This window comes from Gluconobacter aidae (genome assembly GCF_009547075.1).
GTDB lineage: Bacteria > Pseudomonadota > Alphaproteobacteria > Acetobacterales > Acetobacteraceae > Gluconobacter > Gluconobacter aidae.
The window spans coordinates 1-19,299 of the sequence record NZ_WIPH01000039.1; the positions used below are offsets into that span (position 1 = coordinate 1).

Annotated in this window: 15 protein-coding genes and 1 pseudogene; 3 read left to right on the plus strand and 13 right to left on the minus strand. The window is 55.9% G+C overall.

Annotated elements, in window-relative coordinates:
- Nucleotides 1-55: 55 nt before the first annotated feature.
- The 5 genes from GFJ39_RS12045 to GFJ39_RS12065 form a co-directional block, all read right to left on the minus strand.
- On the minus strand, nucleotides 56-643 hold the full coding sequence (locus tag GFJ39_RS12045; RefSeq protein ID WP_153431548.1) for a D-glycero-alpha-D-manno-heptose-1,7-bisphosphate 7-phosphatase: 588 nt from the start codon (nucleotides 641-643) through the stop codon (nucleotides 56-58).
- A gap of 132 nt (nucleotides 644-775) precedes the next feature.
- Nucleotides 776-1,777 carry an ADP-glyceromanno-heptose 6-epimerase gene (rfaD, locus tag GFJ39_RS12050; protein WP_153431549.1) on the minus strand — a complete coding sequence of 334 codons (1,002 nt, stop codon included), beginning with the start codon at nucleotides 1,775-1,777 and terminating at the stop codon, nucleotides 776-778.
- Nucleotides 1,778-1,888: 111 nt separating this feature from the next.
- Entirely contained in the window at nucleotides 1,889-3,733 is a 1,845-nt protein-coding gene (locus GFJ39_RS12055) for a glycosyltransferase family 9 protein (protein WP_153431550.1), read from the minus strand.
- Between the two features lie 103 nt (nucleotides 3,734-3,836).
- Nucleotides 3,837-5,858, minus strand: a complete 2,022-nt coding sequence (locus GFJ39_RS12060; RefSeq protein ID WP_153431551.1) for a glycosyltransferase family 9 protein — start codon at nucleotides 5,856-5,858, stop codon at nucleotides 3,837-3,839.
- Nucleotides 5,855-8,062 carry a glycosyltransferase family 9 protein gene (locus GFJ39_RS12065; protein WP_153431552.1) on the minus strand — a complete coding sequence of 736 codons (2,208 nt, stop codon included), beginning with the start codon at nucleotides 8,060-8,062 and terminating at the stop codon, nucleotides 5,855-5,857. Before GFJ39_RS12065 ends, GFJ39_RS12060 begins: the two co-directional genes overlap by 4 nt.
- A 354-nt stretch (nucleotides 8,063-8,416) precedes the next feature.
- Between GFJ39_RS12065 and GFJ39_RS12070 the strand changes: the two genes are divergently transcribed.
- The gene (locus tag GFJ39_RS12070) at nucleotides 8,417-9,745 is read left to right on the plus strand and encodes a glycosyltransferase family 4 protein (protein WP_153431553.1); all 1,329 of its coding nucleotides are present in this window, start codon (nucleotides 8,417-8,419) and stop codon (nucleotides 9,743-9,745) included.
- A gap of 15 nt (nucleotides 9,746-9,760) precedes the next feature.
- Here the strand turns inward: GFJ39_RS12070 and GFJ39_RS12075 are convergent, their stop codons facing one another.
- From GFJ39_RS12075 to GFJ39_RS14110, 8 genes are all read right to left on the minus strand, one after another.
- Nucleotides 9,761-10,645, minus strand: coding sequence for a hypothetical protein (locus GFJ39_RS12075; protein WP_153431554.1), 885 nt, complete (start codon nucleotides 10,643-10,645; stop codon nucleotides 9,761-9,763).
- Nucleotides 10,638-11,840: an AGE family epimerase/isomerase gene (locus GFJ39_RS12080; RefSeq protein WP_228391930.1), complete on the minus strand. Its 1,203-nt coding sequence runs from the start codon at nucleotides 11,838-11,840 to the stop codon at nucleotides 10,638-10,640. Before GFJ39_RS12080 ends, GFJ39_RS12075 begins: the two co-directional genes overlap by 8 nt.
- A gap of 39 nt (nucleotides 11,841-11,879) precedes the next feature.
- Nucleotides 11,880-13,325 carry a D-glycero-beta-D-manno-heptose-7-phosphate kinase gene (rfaE1, locus tag GFJ39_RS12085; RefSeq protein ID WP_153431555.1) on the minus strand — a complete coding sequence of 482 codons (1,446 nt, stop codon included), beginning with the start codon at nucleotides 13,323-13,325 and terminating at the stop codon, nucleotides 11,880-11,882.
- Nucleotides 13,326-13,610: 285 nt separating this feature from the next.
- Nucleotides 13,611-14,837, minus strand: coding sequence for a polysaccharide biosynthesis/export family protein (locus tag GFJ39_RS12090; RefSeq protein ID WP_153431556.1), 1,227 nt, complete (start codon nucleotides 14,835-14,837; stop codon nucleotides 13,611-13,613).
- 401 nt (nucleotides 14,838-15,238) lie between these two features.
- On the minus strand, nucleotides 15,239-15,886 hold the full coding sequence (locus GFJ39_RS12095; RefSeq protein ID WP_153431557.1) for an ABC transporter ATP-binding protein: 648 nt from the start codon (nucleotides 15,884-15,886) through the stop codon (nucleotides 15,239-15,241).
- A gap of 9 nt (nucleotides 15,887-15,895) precedes the next feature.
- Complete coding sequence (locus GFJ39_RS12100; protein ID WP_153431558.1) at nucleotides 15,896-17,059, minus strand: capsule biosynthesis protein; 1,164 nt, start codon at nucleotides 17,057-17,059, stop codon at nucleotides 15,896-15,898.
- A 339-nt stretch (nucleotides 17,060-17,398) separates the two neighbouring features.
- The gene (locus tag GFJ39_RS12105) at nucleotides 17,399-18,193 is read right to left on the minus strand and encodes an ABC transporter permease (protein ID WP_153431559.1); all 795 of its coding nucleotides are present in this window, start codon (nucleotides 18,191-18,193) and stop codon (nucleotides 17,399-17,401) included.
- A 9-nt stretch (nucleotides 18,194-18,202) separates the two neighbouring features.
- Nucleotides 18,203-18,625 (minus strand): hypothetical protein, encoded by a 423-nt coding sequence (locus GFJ39_RS14110; protein ID WP_194285371.1) that lies wholly within the window; start codon nucleotides 18,623-18,625, stop codon nucleotides 18,203-18,205.
- Nucleotides 18,626-18,682: 57 nt separating this feature from the next.
- On the opposite strand from GFJ39_RS14110, the gene GFJ39_RS12110 reads away from it, so the two are divergent.
- Both GFJ39_RS12110 and GFJ39_RS14305 read left to right on the plus strand, forming a co-directional pair.
- Entirely contained in the window at nucleotides 18,683-19,084 is a 402-nt protein-coding gene (locus GFJ39_RS12110; RefSeq protein ID WP_153431560.1) for a hypothetical protein, read from the plus strand.
- A gap of 10 nt (nucleotides 19,085-19,094) precedes the next feature.
- Nucleotides 19,095-19,232, plus strand: a pseudogene (locus GFJ39_RS14305) (IS3 family transposase); the annotation flags it as partial.
- Nucleotides 19,233-19,299 lie beyond the last annotated feature (67 nt).

Here is a 19,299-nt window from a genome sequence, read left to right on the forward strand (position 1 = left end):
CAAGGTTCAGTGGAACCGCTCTAGAACCCTCCATCTATAAACTTTCGGGATTTTGCTATGAGAGCAGAGAGCTGGGGGAAATATCCGCCAAATGATCTACGGTATGAACCGGAATCGGAACGGTTTGGATGTCTGCAACAAAGCAATCATTGACTAGGAAACCCCGAGGCAGTCCTGCGGCGGCGGCGGCCTGCATATCACTGATTTTGTCGCCCACCAGCACGCTTCGCGTCAAATCAATGTCATATAACAGCCCCGCTGTCGTCAGCATCCCCGGTGCCGGCTTGCGCCATTCGGAAAGAGAGCTGGCATCGTCAGGAGCTGCGCCGCAGAGAAACACGGCGTTGACATATGCCCCTTCGTTCAGAAGCAGTGCCTCGATCCGTTCCTGCACGGCGAGCATGGTGCACAGGTCGAAATAACCGCGACCGAGACCGCTTTGGTTTGAGACGATGATCACCGGCCATGCCGCAGCATTGAAAGCCGCGATCATTGTCGCGGCACCGTCACGAAGCGTTACGTTTTCTGGGTCTGAGAGATAGCCCGTGTCGATATTGACGACGCCGTCCCGATCCAGAAACAGTGCTGGCGCACCAGGAGTAATCGGCCGTCGCACCAGCATGACATTACTACCGTGCAGCATGATGAGGTGTCTTATCCAGTATTGTCGTCATGCTGCGGCCGCGTTCGAAGACGTGCGTGAGAACCCGCAACAGTCTGTGTTCTGCCCGAACAGAGGGACGCGCCGACGATTCAGCCTTGCCCGAGAGAATCATTAGGATTTTTCCGCCAAAAGGAACCGGACATAGGCCGAAACTCCCGCGGCAACATCCGCGAATACATGGTCGCAGCCGGTGGCACGCAGACACGTCAGATCGGCCTGGGTGAAGCTCTGATATTTACCAATCAGAGCTTCAGGAAAGTCGATATATTCCACAATCCCCTCACTAACCATCTGCTCCAGCGTGATGGCAGCTTGGCCCTGTGTACTGCGCAGGCTGTTCACCAGGGCATGCGTCACATCATTAAACGCCTGCGCCCGGCCGGAACCAAGATTGAACACACCGCTATGTTCTGGATTGTCAAAAAACCAGAGATTGACCGCCACGACATCGTCAACATAGACAAAATCACGCAGTTGCTGACCGGGCCCGTAACCGTCATAAGCGCCGAACAGCTTGACCTTTCCGTCCGCTCGGAACTGATTAAATTGGTGATACGCGACCGACGCCATGCGGCCTTTATGCTGCTCATGCGGACCATAGACGTTAAAGTAGCGAAACCCTGCGACCTGACTGCGGATCCGCGGCAGGGACTGACGGACCACCTGATCGAAAAGCAGTTTCGAATAGCCATATACATTCAGCGGACGCTCGAAACGGGGATCCTCGATGAATTGCGATGAACCACCATAGGTCGCGGCGCTGGACGCATAGAGCAGGCGCGTGCCCATAGACGCGCAGGTATCGAGCAGCGTCTTGCTAGTGGCATAGTTGTTGGCCAGCATGTAGCGGCCGTCATGCTCCATCGTATCGGAACACGCCCCCTCATGAAAAATGGCGTCTACCGAACCGAACTTTCCTGCCGCGAAAGAATCGTAGAATGTCGTCTTGTCCACGTAGTCGCTAATGGCAAGATCGACGAGATTATGAAATTTCTCCGCTTTCGCGAGATTATCGACCGCGATGATATTGGTATACCCGCGGGCATTCAGTCCTCGCACAATATTACTGCCGATAAAGCCGGCTGCACCGGTTACAATGATACGTTTGCGCATATTCTCGATTCACTCAACGGGAAAGGGAGTTTAACCTGTCTTTCAGTTTGATGCCCCGACCATAGAACCACACAACCCTTTCGATAAGACGATAACTCGAACGGCCTGCGATCAGATGGAAACCTTCGCCTCCATCCCAGGATAGGACATCCCAGTCTTCGACTGTTCGAACACGTCCAGCGCGGCCTTAAGAACGGTCTCGACAGATATTGTGGTGATGCACGCTGCATCCCGCCCACAGGCATCACGGTTGTTCAGTCCGCATCCCGCACACGGAACCGTACGAGAAAGGATCATGCCCCCCTGGTTCTGCCCCCACTCCTCCCAGTTCAAACGGGGAATGGAGATACTGACAACTGGAACACCGCGTGCGGCAGCCAGATGTTTGGGACCGGTATCATTGGCTACAAACAAGGCGGCGTTCGCAACCAGGGCATCGAATGCATCCATCGGCAGACAGTCCATGAGCGTCACGCCAAGGAGTTCCATACAACGTACCCGTACTGCATCGTTCAGCGCATGGCCGTCAACGAAAAACAGAACCTCGCGCCCGCTCGCCGCCGAAAGGGCGCCGCAGAGTTGCAGGAAATTCTCGATCGGCCAGCGATTGATGGAATGGCGCGCGCCTGAATGAACGATGATGGGACGATCGCGAGGACATGTCCTGTCCTGTTGCGGGGAGGCAGGTTCACAGCGAGGAACGATTTCACGCTGTTGGTCCATGAGTTGCCCAAGGGAAGAGACAAGGAGTTCAACATGGGCCGTGTGGGAGATGACCGGCTTACGGTTGATAGCCTCGCGGGATATCACCTCGATTCCGAAGTCAAGGAATGGAAACTGCTCGGGCTTGAAGCCCACGCGAAAGCGCGCCGAACAAAGAAGGAGAATATGCTGACTTTCCGCACCAGGGGAGAGGTCGATAGCCAGATCGAAGCGACGCCCGCGAAGCTGGGCGCGCAGATGGGCGTCCGCCTCTGGGTCGAGATAGCGGCGCTCTGTCTGTGGATCGTAGTGCAGTGTCAGGTCGAGATACTCGTCCGCGACCCCCGAGGCGCGGGCTACAGGCACATTGGCCTTCTGAAGAAGCATGGTCACGGTGGCCTGGGGGAAAAGTTTCCTGAGCCGGGCCATGGCGGGAAGGGAAGCGGCGACGTCACCAAGCTGATCGGTTCGCAGGACAAGGATCGAGTTTACAGGACCTGAGAACAGGGCACCCGGAGGATAGTGGCGCTCGACCGGCTGCGACAGCACCCAGGAGGTGGCGTCATCCGTGGGGGAGTCTGGCGACTGGATATAAGAGGAAGACTGCACCGCATCGGGTACCGCGCTCAGGGTCGCCTCCTCGCTCTGCACCACGACAAAACGACGCATCCGTCCGGCCAGACGCGAGCCGGCCCAGGCGCGAATATGAATTTTCTGTTTGCCAACCCTGAGACGGGACGTGTCGATCCAGAGATTGGCCGACCAGGTGCTCACAGCGCCGATCGTCGTCAACCGTACCGGGACAATGCGGCTAATGACTTCTCCCGTATCGTCCGAATAAGCCCGAACCTCCGTAAGGTCGTGGCGCGAATGAACGAGCACACGGAAGGCCACCACACCGGAAAGAAGTGGCATGCCTATTCCGGTTTTCATCCAACCGATCTGGACAATCGAAAAGCGTGTCCGGCTCACAGCAAGAAGGGCGGCAAGGGAGTTTCCCAGAGGACGCAGAACAGGCCCGACGAGCGGATTCCCGTTCCGCGACCATGAGATCAGTTGTCTGGCCAGCCAGCCGACATGGCGGAAAATGACACCATCGAGCAGGGCCGCCGCACGGGTCGGGCCTGCCTGTTGTGACAGATGAGGGAGAGGCGCATCCCCGTCAGCATACAGGTCGCGATACCCTGTATTCCGGTCGGATGTCAGACCCGGAAACCGTTCAATGCCGTCTGGAATGATGGATACCCCCGTCATGCTTCAAGACTTTCTTTTTCGTCCCAGATTCCATGCTGAAATCCACATTAAAAGACCGGTGCCGGCTGGATTAAGGCCAGCACCGGCCTAAGGTAGGAGCAGATTATGGCGACAGGGCTAGGGCTTCCCGAAGCACCTCTTCGATGGTGATCTGCCTAATGCAGGCGAAGTCCTGACCGCATTCCGTTTCGTCATAACGTATGCCGCAGCCCGCGCAGGGTACCCGACGAGCAAGCACCACGCCGCCGAAGACCTGTCCCCATTCGCGCAGGTCGTCGCGGCCGGGATGAAGGCTGACAACCCGTGTGCCGCGAAGGCTCGCCCAGTGTTTGGGGCCGGAATCGTTACCGATCATCAGCGTGGCACAAGAGAGCAGCGCGTCGAGGTCATCGAACGGGATCTTTCGGTCGAGATAGACGATCCGCCCGTCCTCAAGGGCTTCGGCGGGCAGACGTGCCTTCTGCTGTTCGTCACTGCCCATATAGACGACTTTATATCCCTCCTTGAGAAGCCGCACCGTCAGTTCGGGATAATGGGGCCAGCGGAGAAACTGGGCAAAGCTCGAGCCGGTATGCAGGACGACATAGCGATCGTTCTCGGACAGACCGTACCGGGCCAGAGGCTCGGCATTCGGCTTAGTACGAGGAAGCGGCCGCGCGTTATTATCCAGCCAGAGAGCGAGCGCCTCCGAGAGCGCGCGAGCGCGGGCCGTATGCGCCAGAGGGGATAGACTTAGACCACCACTCGGCGAACGGCCGTCAAAAACAACCTCCAGATCTTCAATTTGGTCGGAGCGTGCGACTGTCATGGTAACCGATGCCCCTGTCAGAGGGAGCAGTTTGTTGGCATGCTCGCTGTAGAGGAAGTCGATCGCAAGGTCAAAATTATAGGGCTTGCACTGCGCGGCGAATGCTTCCTGCGCACGCTTGTCCATGACGCGCCTGTCCTGATACTTGTCGTCAGGAAAACGGATGACGACAATATCGTCGAACACTCCAAGCGTAGCCGCTAGATCAGCATTGGCAGGGCTAAGAAGCCCAACGATCCGGGATTTAGGCGCAAGCTCCCTGATGCGCCGTACCGCTGGGAGCGTAATGACCATATCCCCAAGTTGATCGGGTCTGATAATCGCTATCGTATCGAGTTTGCCCGGAAAAGATCCTGGCGTGACTTTTCGCACCAAGCTCGGGAGGCGATTGACCTGTTCGACTACCGATAGTGATGACTCAGGGTCCAACGGTGGAATCAGGGCAGGACTTTGCTCATCATATCCTTTCGACAGCCGCGCGGCGAGAATAATTTTCTCACGTTGCCATTCGATGCCTTCACGCGGCTCACCTTGAAGTGGGTTCGCGCATAGAACGATCTCGTGCTTCCCGACGGGGAAATCACTGAAATCAATCCAAGCATTAAAAACATATTTCCGTAGGTTGGACGGTTTTTTTTCCCAACGCAACGGAACGACCTGCAAAGGTGCGGAGTAAATCAGATCGTCATCAAGGAAAATGTCGATGCTATCGCACAGCATGGACGTGATGATATGGCCACGCACGGCGTCAACGCCGCGGATCACACGGCCTTTTCCCGAGCTTGTCTTGCGGTGGTTACCAAGACGCGAAATAATGAAGGTCTCGTGATAGTCCCGTTGAAGCTGGTCGAGCCGCCTTGGGAACAGCCGCTCCGAGACAAGCCCCTTGAAGCCTGCGTCTTCAAGGGAATTGCGCCGCTCCTGTTCGCGGGAAAGCTCATCGCTTTCATGAATTGCGCGAAGCTCGTGCCTCACCTCGTCGAAATTAGGATAATGTTTTTGCAGCGCCAGCATGTAATGGCGTTGGGCATCGCCATAGCGGCCAACTGTCTTGTAGAAATGGCCGAGCTGCATGTAAATTTCCGGGTCATCCGGGTTGGCATCACGGACACTCTGATAGTGACGTTCAGCCGCAACGAAGTCCTTGGCCTCCTTGCGCATGTGCCCGGCGGCCATTGAAAGGGACAACGGCCCTCCAAGAGATATGACCTTTTCGTAAAGTTCGGCAGCGGCAAGATAGTCTCCACCATCCCGCGCCCTATCCGCCATTTTCTGAACTTCGCTGCGCCACTTGCCTGCGCTGATCGTTGCGCTCATGCCATGTCTCCTGATGCGAGGGTGGGTGTTGATGACGTGGTGGAGACCTCTGGCGCGTTATTCGGGTGCGAAATCTGTTTAGCGACCTGGATAAACACCTCGTCGACAGTAATATCTTTCACGCACGCGATGTCGTAAGTGCACTCCTCCTGACGGGATATGGGAATTGGACCACATCCCGCGCAGGGGACGCGTCGGTAGAGGCACACACCCGCCAGCTCGGATTTCCATTCGGTTCCGCCGAGACGTGCAGAAAGTATTCTAACGGCCTTCGCACCCCGCAGCGTGGCGAGATGACCCGGGCCGCTATCATTGCCTACAAAGCTTGAGCAATAAGACAGGAATGCATCAAAGTGATCGAATGGAATCAAGCCAGCCAGAAAGATGATTCGTCCATCTGAGAGAGCTTCTTCGGAAAGATATGGGCGTTGGCTCTCATCGTGAGCAATATAGACAACCTTCAGTCCCATTTGCTCGACAATTCGGTTGGCAAGCTCGGCATAACCCGGCCATTCTGTGGCCTTGATGCGGGAACCTGTATGCATGACGACAAAATCATCATCAGGTCCAATTCCGTAAGGCTGTAATAAGTCACGGTTCAGATCATCGCGCCGCTGAACCCGTGCGCCACTATCAAGCCATACTTCCAGTGCCTTGGCCAAAAGCCCATATCGGGCGGCATAGTTAAGAATATTTGCGCCGGAAAGCGCGTCGCGCGAGGTGTAATAAACATTGAGGCTTTTGTGGTCTTCACCATCAAAGCCAATGGTCACCGGCGCGCCAGTCATCACTGAAAGCTGCCTGGGCCTGTCGCTTACCATGCCGGTGATCGCCAGATCGAACTTGTAGGAAGCGAGTTTCTCCATAAGCTCAAGCTGCTGATCTTCGGTCAGATATCGGCCCTGCTCGTAAGGATTTTCCGGGAAATCAATCTCGATGACCTCATCGAAAATCTCAAGTGCCCGGCAGCCATCGGCATTGTCCGTCGCCGCGAGAACGACAAGGCGGGCTGAGGGAAGAAGCTTCCTCAGATGCTGGAAGAATGGCACCGAGACGGCGACATCACCCAAACCATCAAGCCTGAGAATGGCGACATTGCGTATGGGGCCGGGATAGGAATTGGGGCTCGCCTCGGAAACGACGGTAGGCAGGGCCCGCACCTGTTCGACGAGGGAACGGGACGGATCAAGGCCGGCAAGAGGCACGCGCGCCGTCGCATCCTGGAAAAATTCATCGGCAATCGGGGCGTCCACGATAATATCGTCGATACGCCAGTTGATATTGACCTCGACGCTGTTCCCGGTGCCGACCGCCCGGTAGTAGACTTTATGCCATCCGAATGAGAAGCGCGAAAAATCAACCCAGACATTATAGGCGTATTTGCGCAAACGCGCATCGGACTGTTCGTTCTGTACCGGCCCGACCGTCAGCGGCCCATCGTGCACAAGCTGCCCGTCGATATAAATCTCGATGCGATGATAGGGAACAATCGAGAGGATATGGCCGCGCAGACTTCCTACGCCGCGCACCACATCACCGGCGCCCCAGCGCGTTCTCTGATAAACGCCGTTGAAGGTGCGTACGAACTGGGGAGAATGGTTCTGCGTCAGTTCATGCCGGGTGGGATGAAAAAGCGCGGGGTCGATCCGCTGATCGACATCCAGACGGTTCAGCGCGTCAAGCTGGGCAGCCTGGGCGACCTTCTCGCGTTCATCTTCAAAATCGCGTTTTTTCTCGAAAACCATCTGCGCCTTGACGTCGGCGCGTCGAGCGGTCGCCAGTGACCAGCCGGGGTGAAGAAGAAGCGCGCTGTCGTAATGCTCGATCGCCTGAAGGTAGTGCTTCTGGCAAAGCTCGAGTTCGCCCCACTCAAAGTGAATCTGCGCATTGCCAGGCTCGATTCGCAAAGCCTTGTCCAGGCTATCCCGAGACGCCTCGTATCGCCCCATTTTACGCTGAAGCTGGGCGATAGCGATCCAGAGCTCTGGGGTTTCTCCCCAGAGCTCGATGATCTTCTCATAATATAGGACGGCCAGCGCCGGCTTCTTGTCCTGTTCGGCTTCTTTGGCGAGTGCCCGTATGGCATCGGCGTCAATGGACGAAGAGGCTCTGTCCTGATCCGGAGAACCTGTTGTCCTGTCCAGCTGCAAGCGCCCCCCCGAACGACGACGGACGACCTCAAGCAACTTTCCCATCTTTACCATACGTTCTTCTCTGTGTTTTGTTCTGGCGGCGGTAAGCTCATCCGGACCGTTAAGACCGAATGGGTTGCGGCATGATAAAGTCTGCCCACGTTTTTATCTTGCCCTCGTCGGAGGCATCCGTGAAGAGCATCCGGCACAGTTACAACGAATCAATGGATCGAAGAACCGTGATCCGACGTCATAATGTCTGCACGCGGAATGAGTCGCTTTGGTTCTGAAGTCCAGATCTGTGGACAGTTCACATGAGGCAAGACCCTTCAGGGTCTTGAGACTTTGCCCGACATTACCAGCAGTCATAAAGGTGCTGGTGTAACGCCGCAGAATGTTTCATCCCCTCCCCGCAGGAGTAAAAGAATGACCGTTGCCGTACCACGCCCCCTTCATGTGACCCTCGATGGTTTCAATCTCGCTCTTCCCCGCGGGACAGGTGTCGCTACCTATGCCAGAACCCTGAGCGAGGCTCTCAAGGGGATGTCCGCGCAGGTTGACGTGCTCTATGGCTTTAATATCCCCTCCCATACGCCCGCCGCCCTCCGGGAAGTCCTGTTTTATGACCGCCTCGGCGAGGAAGAGCCAAAGACGAAGGCCCGCTTCCTGTCGGAACGATGGAAAGCACGTCAGCGCAGTACTTTGACAGGATGCACGGCCCAAATGATACCTACAGACCCCCGGATTGACGTACGTTCCTTCAGTGAACGCATGCCAGCCTTCGACCGGTTACTGAACGCGCGCGATCTCTTCTTCGTCGCCGCACAGCGATACCGGGCCACGCGCCGTTTCATGACGGTGGAGCTGCCGGAAACACCTGACGTGATGCACTGGACCTATCCTTTCCCGATTCGGGTCAAAGGGGCACGGAACGTTTATACGATCCATGATCTGGTCCCTTTGCGGCTGCCGCACACTACGCTCGACGACAAGAGTTATTATTTTCGCCTGATGACCGATTTATGTCGGCATGCAGATGCAATCTGCACAGTCTCCGAGGCCTCAAAGCGCGATATCATCGCTTTTTCTCCCCAGGCCGCCCCGATCGTCCACAACACCTATCAGACAATCCGCACTCCCACGGTCTCTCTGAATATCAGCGAAGAAGCACTGAAGGACGTTCTAGAACGTCTTTATGGCCTGCGCCGGGACGGTTACTATCTGTTTTTCGGTTCGATCGAACCGAAAAAGAATATTGGTCGTCTTCTGGAAGCCATGCTTTCATCTTCCGCCGAGCGGCCGCTGGTCATCGTGGGCGCGATGACCTGGAAGGCGACGGGCGAACTCAGGCTACTCGAGCGCTGCCTGAATACCGGGCGGGTAATCCGCATGGAATATCTGCCGGAACGAGACCTGATGACACTGGTGCGTGGTGCACGTGCATTGCTGTTCCCCTCTCTGGCGGAAGGTTTCGGCCTCCCGGTCATCGAAGCTATGGCGCTCGGTACGCCCGTCATGACCTCACGCGAGGGCTCTCTTCCTGAAGTTGGGGGAGACGCCGTCCTGGCCGTGGATGCCTATGACATTTCACAAATCACAGCGGCCATCGAGCGGCTGGATAAGGACGACGCGCTCTGCGCTACGCTACGCGCCGCAGGACCCGGCCAGGCGGCGCGCTTTGACATGAATGGCTATCGAACCCGGCTGGAAGCATTTTACGCCGATGTCATGCGGGCTCCAGCGAAGCATCCCTGACGGGCGTGGCGCACCTTACTCGGAGATGCGCCACACTTTCTGATATCCGGAGTAAAGAACCTCCGTGCGAATCGTATGGAGAAATCGATCGACAATCAGCCCCTTGCCGCCCGGACCCAGCGGCGCAACATCGAAATCGTCGATACACAGGATCGTTCCTGGGCCAAGGAGACGCCGCGCGGCCATGAGTTCCATCGCGTGATGAATGGCGCTCGGCATCGGATTATCGAGGTCCAGATCGAAAGAATCGAGATAGATCAAGGCTGCCGGTCCCATGCCGGCCGCGCCCAGGGCGTCGAGAGTCGCGACGGAATCGTTGAGGATGGTGCTGGTGACGCTGCTACAAGCACGGCGGGCACTGTCAATGCTCTGGGGGTTGACGTCGATGGTCATGACCCGCCCCTGCCTTTCACGCGCGTACCAGTCGAACTGAAAAGTGCTTTGCCCATCGCCGTCCCAGTTGCGCGGCACGCGCAGGCATCCGGTCTCGATAATGAAGGGCGCTTCGTGCCGGTCTAGTGCTTCGAAAATTGTCGCGAACCCGTCGGCGCGCTTACCGAGGCGCTCACGCAGATAGGTGTCGAATCCCGACCTGAAATCGCAGTCTGCCGCTTCGGGAGGCAGGCCGACATAGTCGTAATCCGCCTGCGTAACCCACGTGCTACCGGCCGCCTCTGTTCCTGTCCGGACGAGTTTGACAAGCTCTTCTACGGCCGCACCTGAGGCGATCTCGCGTACGATAGCCTCCATGTCAGCATTTTGATTATTGATCCGGGTGAGGAGCGCCTTGCCCGCGCCATCCGTAAGCCTGTCCAGAAAGGCTAGCACATGAGCGGAGAATGTGTCCGTCGCAGCAGATCGACCTGCCTTCTTAGCCGTGCTTTTGCGTGTCTCAGCCATGATTTGTCTCCCGCACGCGGCATGACAGCAGCCGCGCCGCGCCATAAACATGATAGAGTGAACTGGCAGGCATGTAATCCACTAGCGGCGAGCCGACCTCGTCGAAGCGGTCTATCCATCCACCGGCGAGGCGTGACGGAGCAAATCGCGCCAGAAATGTCATACCCAGATCGTGAACCGGGATGCTCTCATATCTGTCCCGAACCTGGCGCGTGCACAGCAGGCGCAGGAGTTCTGTCTGTGGCCAAATCCGCGTCGTCCGCTCGAAAACAACTCCATCCTCGGTCATCGCATCGAAGACTAATCCCGTCTTCGGATCGGTCCCGCGTGTCAGACCGGAACGGAACAGCCGGTCCGCCGTTTCTGTCAGTCCGGTCAAATCCTCTCCCGACGGGGAGACGAGCCGTTCATACTCGCCCAGCAGCCATGCCCATTCGAACAGATGGCCGGGTTCGACACGATTATGGGACGCGGGTTCCGAAGGCTTCCACGAAGAATCGAAGAACTCTAGAAGCAGACCGGAGCGCCGGTCGAGAAGATGGTTCCGCGTAAGCGCGATCAGACCGCGCAACCTGTCAAGGTAATACTCGTCTCCCGTAGCTTCGAACAGGACGAGATAGGCTTCGAGCAGATGCATATGCGGGTTTTGCCGCCGCAGGGAATCCGTTGGAGGGACCGTATCGAGATAACCTGCACCGGGCGCGGCAAAGATACGCTCCACCTCCTGCGTCGTCTGGCGGGCGATTTTCCGGTATCTCTCCTCCCCGGTCAGCCGGATTGCCCATCCATAGGCGAACAGTATAAAGGCATGGGCATAGAGATCGCGTTGAGAATCGGCAGGCTTTCCGTCAGGCGAGAGGGAAAAAATCCATCCCGCATCCCCGTCGCTACCATGATAGGCGCGCTCGACAACATCGAGACAGCGCAACGCCTGTGCGGAGGCGTCATAAAACCCGTCGAGCGTGGCGCGGCAATAAGTCGAAATCTGGCGCGCCTGTACCATCAGGCGCAGCCCGCTCATGGGTACAGGACGCCCGTCCCAGTTCAGCCGCTCATGATAGAGATTTCGCTTCCCATCGAAACCCGCGTCACTCCAGAGCGGGAGCGTCCTTTCACTCAGCCAGTCTCTCCAGACTTCACTGGAGTCTGCATCCCCCGTGTCGGACAGTAAGGAAAGCTTGTCAGAAACCATCATGAGTGTGTCCTTAGAATGAACCGGCAATGAAGCGTGTCATCAGACAAGAGTCGATGCTGTCTGCATTTTTCTGACGATGGACGTCGTGGAACGACCGGACACGATATCCACGAGAACAACCGATCCACCGTAGGACTTTACGAAATCCCCGCCTACGACCTGGTGTTCCTGGTAGTCTGCCCCCTTGACGACTACATCCGGCCGCAAAGCCTGAATGGTTTCGAGTGGCGTGTCCTCGTCGAAGATCACAACCATATCGACGTCGCGCAGCGCCCCCATAACGGTCGCGCGGGCCCGTTCATCCTGAAGCGGACGCTTCTCCCCCTTAAGGCGCCGGACGGAAGCATCGCTGTTAAGAGCCACGATCAACTTATCGCCCTGGCTGGCAGCAGCCTGGATTAGTGCGACATGCCCTGGGTGGACAAGATCAAAGCAGCCATTGGTGAACACCACCCGCGCACCATGGTGATGCCACTGCTCGATTATGGCGCGGGCGCCTTCGAGCGAAACGATGGCTCCGTCCTTTTTCATCTCGTCTATCAGCGCCGCACTCAGTTCCGCACGAGAGACGGTCGCCGTCCCGAGCTTTCCTACGACAATCGACGCCGCGCTCGTCGCGATAACGACAGCGGTCTCAAGATCCTGCTTGGCCGAAAGTACGCTCGCCACCGTCGCCACCACTGTATCGCCAGCGCCGGACACATCATAAACCTCTGATTTACGGACCTCCGCATGCGTGATCCGTCCATCTCGGCGGAAGAGTGTCATCCCTTTTTCTGAACGTGTCACCAGAACATGGCCGCCGAACTGCTCAGACGCGACATGCGCGGCCCGTTCGATTTCCGCATCGTCGCGCAGAGGCATATTCGTGGCCACGCCAAGCTCGCTCTGGTTGGGCGTAATGAGATCCGCACCACGATAAGCCGTGAAATCCCGCCTCTTGGGATCGACGATCACCGGAACGCCATTCTGTTTCGCAGTTTCGAAAATGGCGGCAAGCACCTCGTCCGTCAGAACACCTTTGGCGTAGTCAGAACAGATGACGACATCCGCCCCGGAAATTGCACTCTGAGCCGCCGCCACGAGACGGCGGCGCGTGGAGGCGGCGATCGTCTCGATTTGCTCCTCGTCAATCCGCACGATCTGCTGGCGCCCGCTCAGCACACGGGTTTTGGTAATCGTCGTCCATGCGGGATCGACCACGAGACCACTGATATCAATGTCTGGCTGAGCGCCGAGAGCCGCACGCAGCCTGTTCGCCGATTCATCGTCCCCGACAAGCCCGACCAAGGTCACACTGCACCCCAGAGTGGCGGCATTCAGCGCCACATTGGCAGCACCTCCTGGCACAGCGGTATGATTGGCCCGAAGAAGGACCGGAACGGGTGCTTCGGGAGAGATACGGCTAACAGAACCGCTGATATAACAATCAAGCAGCAGATCGCCGATAATGGCCACCCGGCCGAACGTGAAATTATCAATCATGACCAGATTCTCGTGATTACCGTGGAGGAAAAGGGAGCCGGAACTGAACGGACCTCCCGAAAAAAAGAAAGCCTGCAGAACAACCGGGCCGACCCCACGCGACGTGCGATCCGCGAAAGACGGATATGCGCACGCGCCTGCCCTGCCCCACCGCGCCGCTGATTATGTGCCAGAAGCGCCGCATCTGTCTGAAAATGACAGACAGAGAGTAAAGACCGCATCAATCGCCCCTTTCTTCCTGACATCACACACTCCGCTGACAGGACAAGACGCAACATCTCAGAGCTACTTGGCAATCCACGCCGCTGTAATGGCCGGACTGACCAGCGTGCTGATCAACTGGTTGAATTTGTAAAAACGGTTTGTCCGTGCATTGGCGACGAGAAGAACATCCTTGCTTTTCACCGGGATCTGCTGCGTCAGGAAATAGGATGTCGGACTCATCAGATCGACCTGATACACGACGGGAACGCCTTTCGGCGTCATCGCCGTCGTAAGACCCAACCGCCGCGCGGTCTGAGGGGTCTCGAAGCGGAATAGGAATGCGGCGTTCGGATCTGCCCGCTCATCCGCGGGCCCTCCAACACGCGCAAGCGCCTCCGCCAGGGAGACATGCGGCGTTTCAAAACGCACTTCTGTCGCCTGCCTGCCAGCCGCTCCGAATACCGTATAGCTCCGTGGCTGATACACGACATGCAGCCGGTCTCCCGGGCGAGCCCGAAGATCTTCGGCAGGATATGTTTCCAGCGTTCCAAGATCCGTCTGGGCGGCGCGATTGCCGCGCACGACCTGAACCTGCGTATCCTCGGGCGGATACATCGCTCCCCCGGCGATGGCCACCACATCCGACAGTCGTTCCTGCGCCGTACTCAGTACGACGCGTCCCGGATGGTGGACCGCGCCGGACACGATAACGGTGTTGGAAATATCGGTCGCGATGCGAACCATGACTTCTGCGTTCTGTGACTTACCAACGAGGCGCGCCCGAATCGACGCAGCGGCCTGCTGAGGCGTAAGGCCCGAAACATGCAGACGACCGGCATATGGGATGGCGATCGTCCCGTCTGCCTCGACCTCGGTGGGAGGCAGATTGGACGTCGTGACGCCCGTTGTGCCATGCGAAATCGCCCCGACATCGCCACTCTGCCCTGCCGCCGACATTGAACCACTGGAGGAGAACAGCCCGTTACCGAGCTCGAAAACCGTGATCGTAAGAACGTCACCGGCACCAATCCGGTCATTATGAGCCGGAGGATTATTTGCCGTATCCAAGCTCGAAACTAGCGGTGTCACCTCCGCAGCCAGAATGGCTGCAACATGGGGCGACAGGCGCACAATCGCGAAATCGAGCGGATTGCGTTTCGTATCCCGGGCTTCTGCAAGCACGCCGCGTTCTGTCGGACCGCTGTCAGGAAGCGCCGAGCAGCCACCAAGTATCAGAAGAAGCGCTACCTGAGACAGGCCCAGAACGCTGGGATACCGGGAAGAACCTGTCAGAAAATTATTCGGCATAGCGGCTCGTTGCTTGAAATGTACGATCATGCAGTCTTTCTGGTCTGGTTTTCCACTCGTTGCAACAGGTGGCGGGTTTGAAAAACCCTTTGAATATGAGGAACGCCCCGCAATTCCGTTCCTCAGGGCAGAACAGAAAACGTGGCCATAAAACAGCATGATTTATGGCCGGAGGCGATTGACGCATCTGAACACACAAGACGATTCACTTGAATCCTTTACCTGGATTGTGGATTTTGAACCGCTTCGGACGGTCTTGCTTCAATCAGATGGAACAACATCGGCCTGAATTAAGGAGTTAGTGTGTCATCACAGACTGGAGAAAGCAAAATGTCCATTTATTCCAATATCCTCCCCCTCATCTCCCATGCCAGTCCCTCACCGTCACAACAAAAAACTGACTAGAGAGATTCGTAAGTAGAAATGGCTTCATCCATGTTGTCGTAGGGAGTCAGCCTCCCCTGATCAAGAACCGCAGCCCGGTTACACGTCTCTCTCATAAAACCCATATCGTGCGAGACAACGATCATTGCGCGTTCGTCGCGTTTTCCAAAGAGCTCTTCCTGGCAACGCGCATGAAAACGTGCATCTCCGACCATTATTACTTCGTCTATCAGGTAACAGTCGAACTCAATAACGATCGAAAGGGCAAAAGCCAATCGTGCCCGCATTCCGGACGAATAGGTTTTGACTGGATCGGTAAGCTGATGCCCGAGCTCGGCAAAATCATCTACAAAAGCGCGCGTATCCGCATAATCAAGATTGTAGATCCGGCAAATGAATTTCAGATTGTCAAGCCCACTCAGGCTACCCTGAAACGCTCCCCCAAAGGCGAGGGGCCACGAGACAGTCATGTCCCGCTCGATTCTCCCCCCCGTAAGGTACTCCACCCCCCCAATGATACGGATCAACGTCGATTTTCCTGCACCGTTACGCCCAAGAATCCCTAGCTTTTCACCCTTTTCAAGGGTGAAATTGACGCCGTTCAGTATACGCCGCTGTCCTCCATGGACCGGATAGTCCTTTATGAGATCAATGCATTGTAACATTAGTAACTCTCACATACTTTTATGTTCACGGGCACCTGCAATCAGTAACGCACCAATGAGATACAGTCCAAGCATGGTTACGAAAACGATAGCGACGTCTGCAACGCTTCGCGGATAGGTAGGATAATCGGGCAGATCAGGTTGGGAGATCTCTTCCAGGTAAAGCTGCTGCCGATCAGCCTGAATTCGTGCGGTGTCGAGCGCCGCATCCGCTGCGCTGACTTCCCGCTCCAAAAGCTGCCGTTGAAAGACCAGATCCTCATATCCGCTGATCTTCGGCACGAATGATTTGCCATCCCCTGTCACTTTGGTCGCCGAGTTGGCGATTTCCTGATCCAGAGCACTTAGTCGTCGTGTCAGAACCTCGATCAGAGGACTATTGGGCGTTGAGCGCCGGAGTTGCTCAAGTTGCACACGGGTGGTCATCCTCGCCGTATCGAGACCGGCAAGATCGGTCAGAAGCGGCTGGGACTGACGCTGCGGATCGAGCAGACCTGTCTGATTGCGGTATGCATCGATCCGGGCGTTGAGTGCCTGCAGACGACTGATGGCCGTATCCCGCTCATGCAGAGACGCTGCGATGGTATTTTCGCGCTGACGTGCGTTCATCTCGTTGACAAGTTGCTCGGCAGCCGTGAGGAGCGCGCGGGCGATACGTTGGGAAGCCGCGGCTCTGAAGGTACGAACAGAGAGCGTGGAAAGGCCAGTCGTCGTATCGAGTTCGGCTTTTATGTGTCTCTTATAGTAGCGGTAGAAATGCTCGAACGTGCGCCCAGAATAGAAATTCGGGAAACGCGCCAGAGCATCCGCCTCAGGAATATTGAAAACTTGCGCGAGATCCTGCGTCTTCAGCAGAAGCTGCGCGGCGTCGCGCGACATGACATAGTCTTGAACGGCATACGTGTCTTCACTGCCACCTGCCGCACCGCCAGAGGAGAGGATCCCCGCCAGTAACCCAGGCGTCTGCGGCGTTTGTCCGCGAACGACGAAATCAGCCTGCGAGACATATTGAGGAGACGCGATAAAGCCATAATAGATAATGGCCAACAACGTCGGCAGGACGACCATCAGAAGAAAAACCATACGACGCCTGCCCCAGGCACTTATCTGCCTGATGCTAAGCCCAAATTTTGCATCGGATCTGGAGGCCGAGATGATGAACAGTTTAGCCATAAGTCTGCTTTGCCTTAAACACCCCAGGAAGGCAACGCAGCGCTTCCCTCTTCATTCCATCAGGAAAAGTATAATCCGTGGCCACGCTCACATATCGCCCCTTGTGAAGAGTTCGTCTTGAAACATTTGGTCCATTGGACAATCGGAAAAAAAACCACTGCACGAGCCGTCACGTCCACTGGCTAATGGGATTTGCGCAGGCGTTTCCATAGAAAGGCAGGACGGTCCTTTCAACGGACCCGCCGACCTAACTCCCATAAAAATCCGACTGACCAATGTAACCCACAAGCCCAATATGGATAACAATATTTTAATAAATTAACGTATTGTTATCCGCCATCACTGAACATTGATATATTTTCTACTCCTGAGTGTCAGTGAAATTCCCATAATGAGCATAAATGCTATTGCGTATGAATCATAAACCATATCGTAATAGGGATGAATAGTGTGTCCGAACTGGCCACCACGAATCATTTCAATATTATTGACTGACGGAGACCACAGAAGGAGATTCCTTGCGTTGAGTGGTAACCAGCTTTCCAAAAGAAAAGCTCCGGAAAACGGCAGAGAAAGATAAGAAAAAACAGTAATAGACTTCTCAACCAATTCCGATCTCTGACTCAGAGCAGCGACAAGCAAAGCGGTCGCATAGGAAAAAAGACTCTGATAAAAAATCCCTATGTAAAGGAGCCCGTAATCCTTTGGAGGTGTCATATACCCCAGCAACATAGCCCCGGAGCAAACGATAATCCCCGCAATGATCGTTCCAGCTATTTCAAGAATGCTTCTGGCCGTAATGATGTCGAGAGGCGTTACCTGCCGATGAAAGAGCAGGCTTCCGTTTGCTTCAAATGCTCGAACGGAACTTGCCAGGCAGTGCCGCCACATCGTCAGGGGGACATAGCCTGTAATGACAACGGCTGTCGTCTGGAGACCGTGTTCGTAAGAAGGACGGATCGCTGTCCAAGCGATGGCGACGCCGCCGCAGAAGAGGATCGGTTCGCCTACAACCCAAAGATATCCGAGATTTTCACGTCCGAACCGTGTATGCAATTCGCGCAACATCAAGGCGCCGATAACCCGAAGCTGGATCAGAAAAAGTTGCGGAAGAGTTTGACGATTTTGATGCATGAATCATCATCACTCAACAACAGAATCATCGCAAGCCGCAAGCGTCGCGACCCAGTATTTTGTCCTGTAAATATCTTTACATAATCTGGAAGCGGATGACACCTTCGTTCTCTTCAGGGAGAACGGGTACTCTGCATTAATGAAAGCGAGCGTGAAGGGTTGGAGCGGATGAGCCGTTCGCATTCTGCTCCACACAGTGTGGTTCGTCGTGCGCAAATTGTTCTGGTCTCCGCCGATGGCGAGACCAACACTGCGGTTATGCACCGTCTCGGCAGTACCAACCCAACGGTTTGCCACTGACGTAAGCGATGGTTCGTCGAGCAGACGCTTGTCGGACCATACGGAGAAAGCCAGCCAAGAACTCATGGCGAAGAAAAGGCCGCGCAATTGTTGCGGATGGTTTTGCAGAGCAAACCTCCAGACAGCACCCATTGGACGGTTTGCTCGGCAGCATCGGTTACCAGTCTGTCAAAGAGCACGACGGGGCGCATGCTGGCGCTGTTCGGTGTTCGACCGCATCGCTCGAAAAGCTTTAGGCTCTCGACCGATCTACTCTTTGTCGACAAGGCGAAGGATATCGTCGGCCTTTATCTCAATCCGCCAGATCATGCAGTTGCTCTATGTGTCGATGAAAAAACGCCGATCCAGGCATTGGAGCGTACACAGCCTGTGCTGCCACTTGGCCTTGGGTATCTCGAAAGTGTCACACACGATTATGTCTGGCGCGGCACTACGCCCCTGTTTGCCGCCCTCGATATCGCGAATAGCCAGATTCTCCCTGGAAAAATCAACCCTTCGTCCAGACCTATAACGCCAGAGCGAAACCATTTATCTGGACCGCTACAGGCAAGGTCATCTTTATGTAAAACTACTTGCAGGACAGGACAATAGCGAGCAGTAAATGATTGGCCCGAAACGGCCTCGGCTTTTGGTTGCATGACAATGCATGCTTCTGCAACTCAACCGGTCAGGCGTCTATTATCAGGCGGTGCCGGAGAGCAAGACAAACATGAAGTTGATGCGGTTGATCTACACCCAGACACCATCAATCAGCACACCAAAACCCTAAAATCAGGAGTCAAGCACCTAGAGGGTTCGAAAAACTC

Coding starts and splice junctions, on each gene's coding strand:
- GFJ39_RS12070 (WP_153431553.1), top strand. CDS start 8,417: ATGACCGTTGCCGTACCACGCCCCCTTCATGTGACCCTCGATGGTTTC.
- GFJ39_RS12100 (WP_153431558.1), bottom strand. CDS start 17,059: ATGGCTAAACTGTTCATCATCTCGGCCTCCAGATCCGATGCAAAATTT.
- rfaD (WP_153431549.1), bottom strand. CDS start 1,777: ATGCGCAAACGTATCATTGTAACCGGTGCAGCCGGCTTTATCGGCAGT.
- GFJ39_RS12095 (WP_153431557.1), bottom strand. CDS start 15,886: ATGTTACAATGCATTGATCTCATAAAGGACTATCCGGTCCATGGAGGA.
- GFJ39_RS12110 (WP_153431560.1), top strand. CDS start 18,683: ATGCTGGCGCTGTTCGGTGTTCGACCGCATCGCTCGAAAAGCTTTAGG.
- GFJ39_RS12105 (WP_153431559.1), bottom strand. CDS start 18,193: ATGCATCAAAATCGTCAAACTCTTCCGCAACTTTTTCTGATCCAGCTT.
- GFJ39_RS12065 (WP_153431552.1), bottom strand. CDS start 8,062: ATGGTAAAGATGGGAAAGTTGCTTGAGGTCGTCCGTCGTCGTTCGGGG.
- GFJ39_RS12045 (WP_153431548.1), bottom strand. CDS start 643: ATGCTGCACGGTAGTAATGTCATGCTGGTGCGACGGCCGATTACTCCT.
- rfaE1 (WP_153431555.1), bottom strand. CDS start 13,325: ATGATTGATAATTTCACGTTCGGCCGGGTGGCCATTATCGGCGATCTG.
- GFJ39_RS12075 (WP_153431554.1), bottom strand. CDS start 10,645: ATGGCTGAGACACGCAAAAGCACGGCTAAGAAGGCAGGTCGATCTGCT.
- GFJ39_RS14110 (WP_194285371.1), bottom strand. CDS start 18,625: ATGGGTGCTGTCTGGAGGTTTGCTCTGCAAAACCATCCGCAACAATTG.
- GFJ39_RS12090 (WP_153431556.1), bottom strand. CDS start 14,837: ATGCCGAATAATTTTCTGACAGGTTCTTCCCGGTATCCCAGCGTTCTG.
- GFJ39_RS12055 (WP_153431550.1), bottom strand. CDS start 3,733: ATGACGGGGGTATCCATCATTCCAGACGGCATTGAACGGTTTCCGGGT.
- GFJ39_RS12060 (WP_153431551.1), bottom strand. CDS start 5,858: ATGAGCGCAACGATCAGCGCAGGCAAGTGGCGCAGCGAAGTTCAGAAA.
- GFJ39_RS12080 (WP_228391930.1), bottom strand. CDS start 11,840: ATGATGGTTTCTGACAAGCTTTCCTTACTGTCCGACACGGGGGATGCA.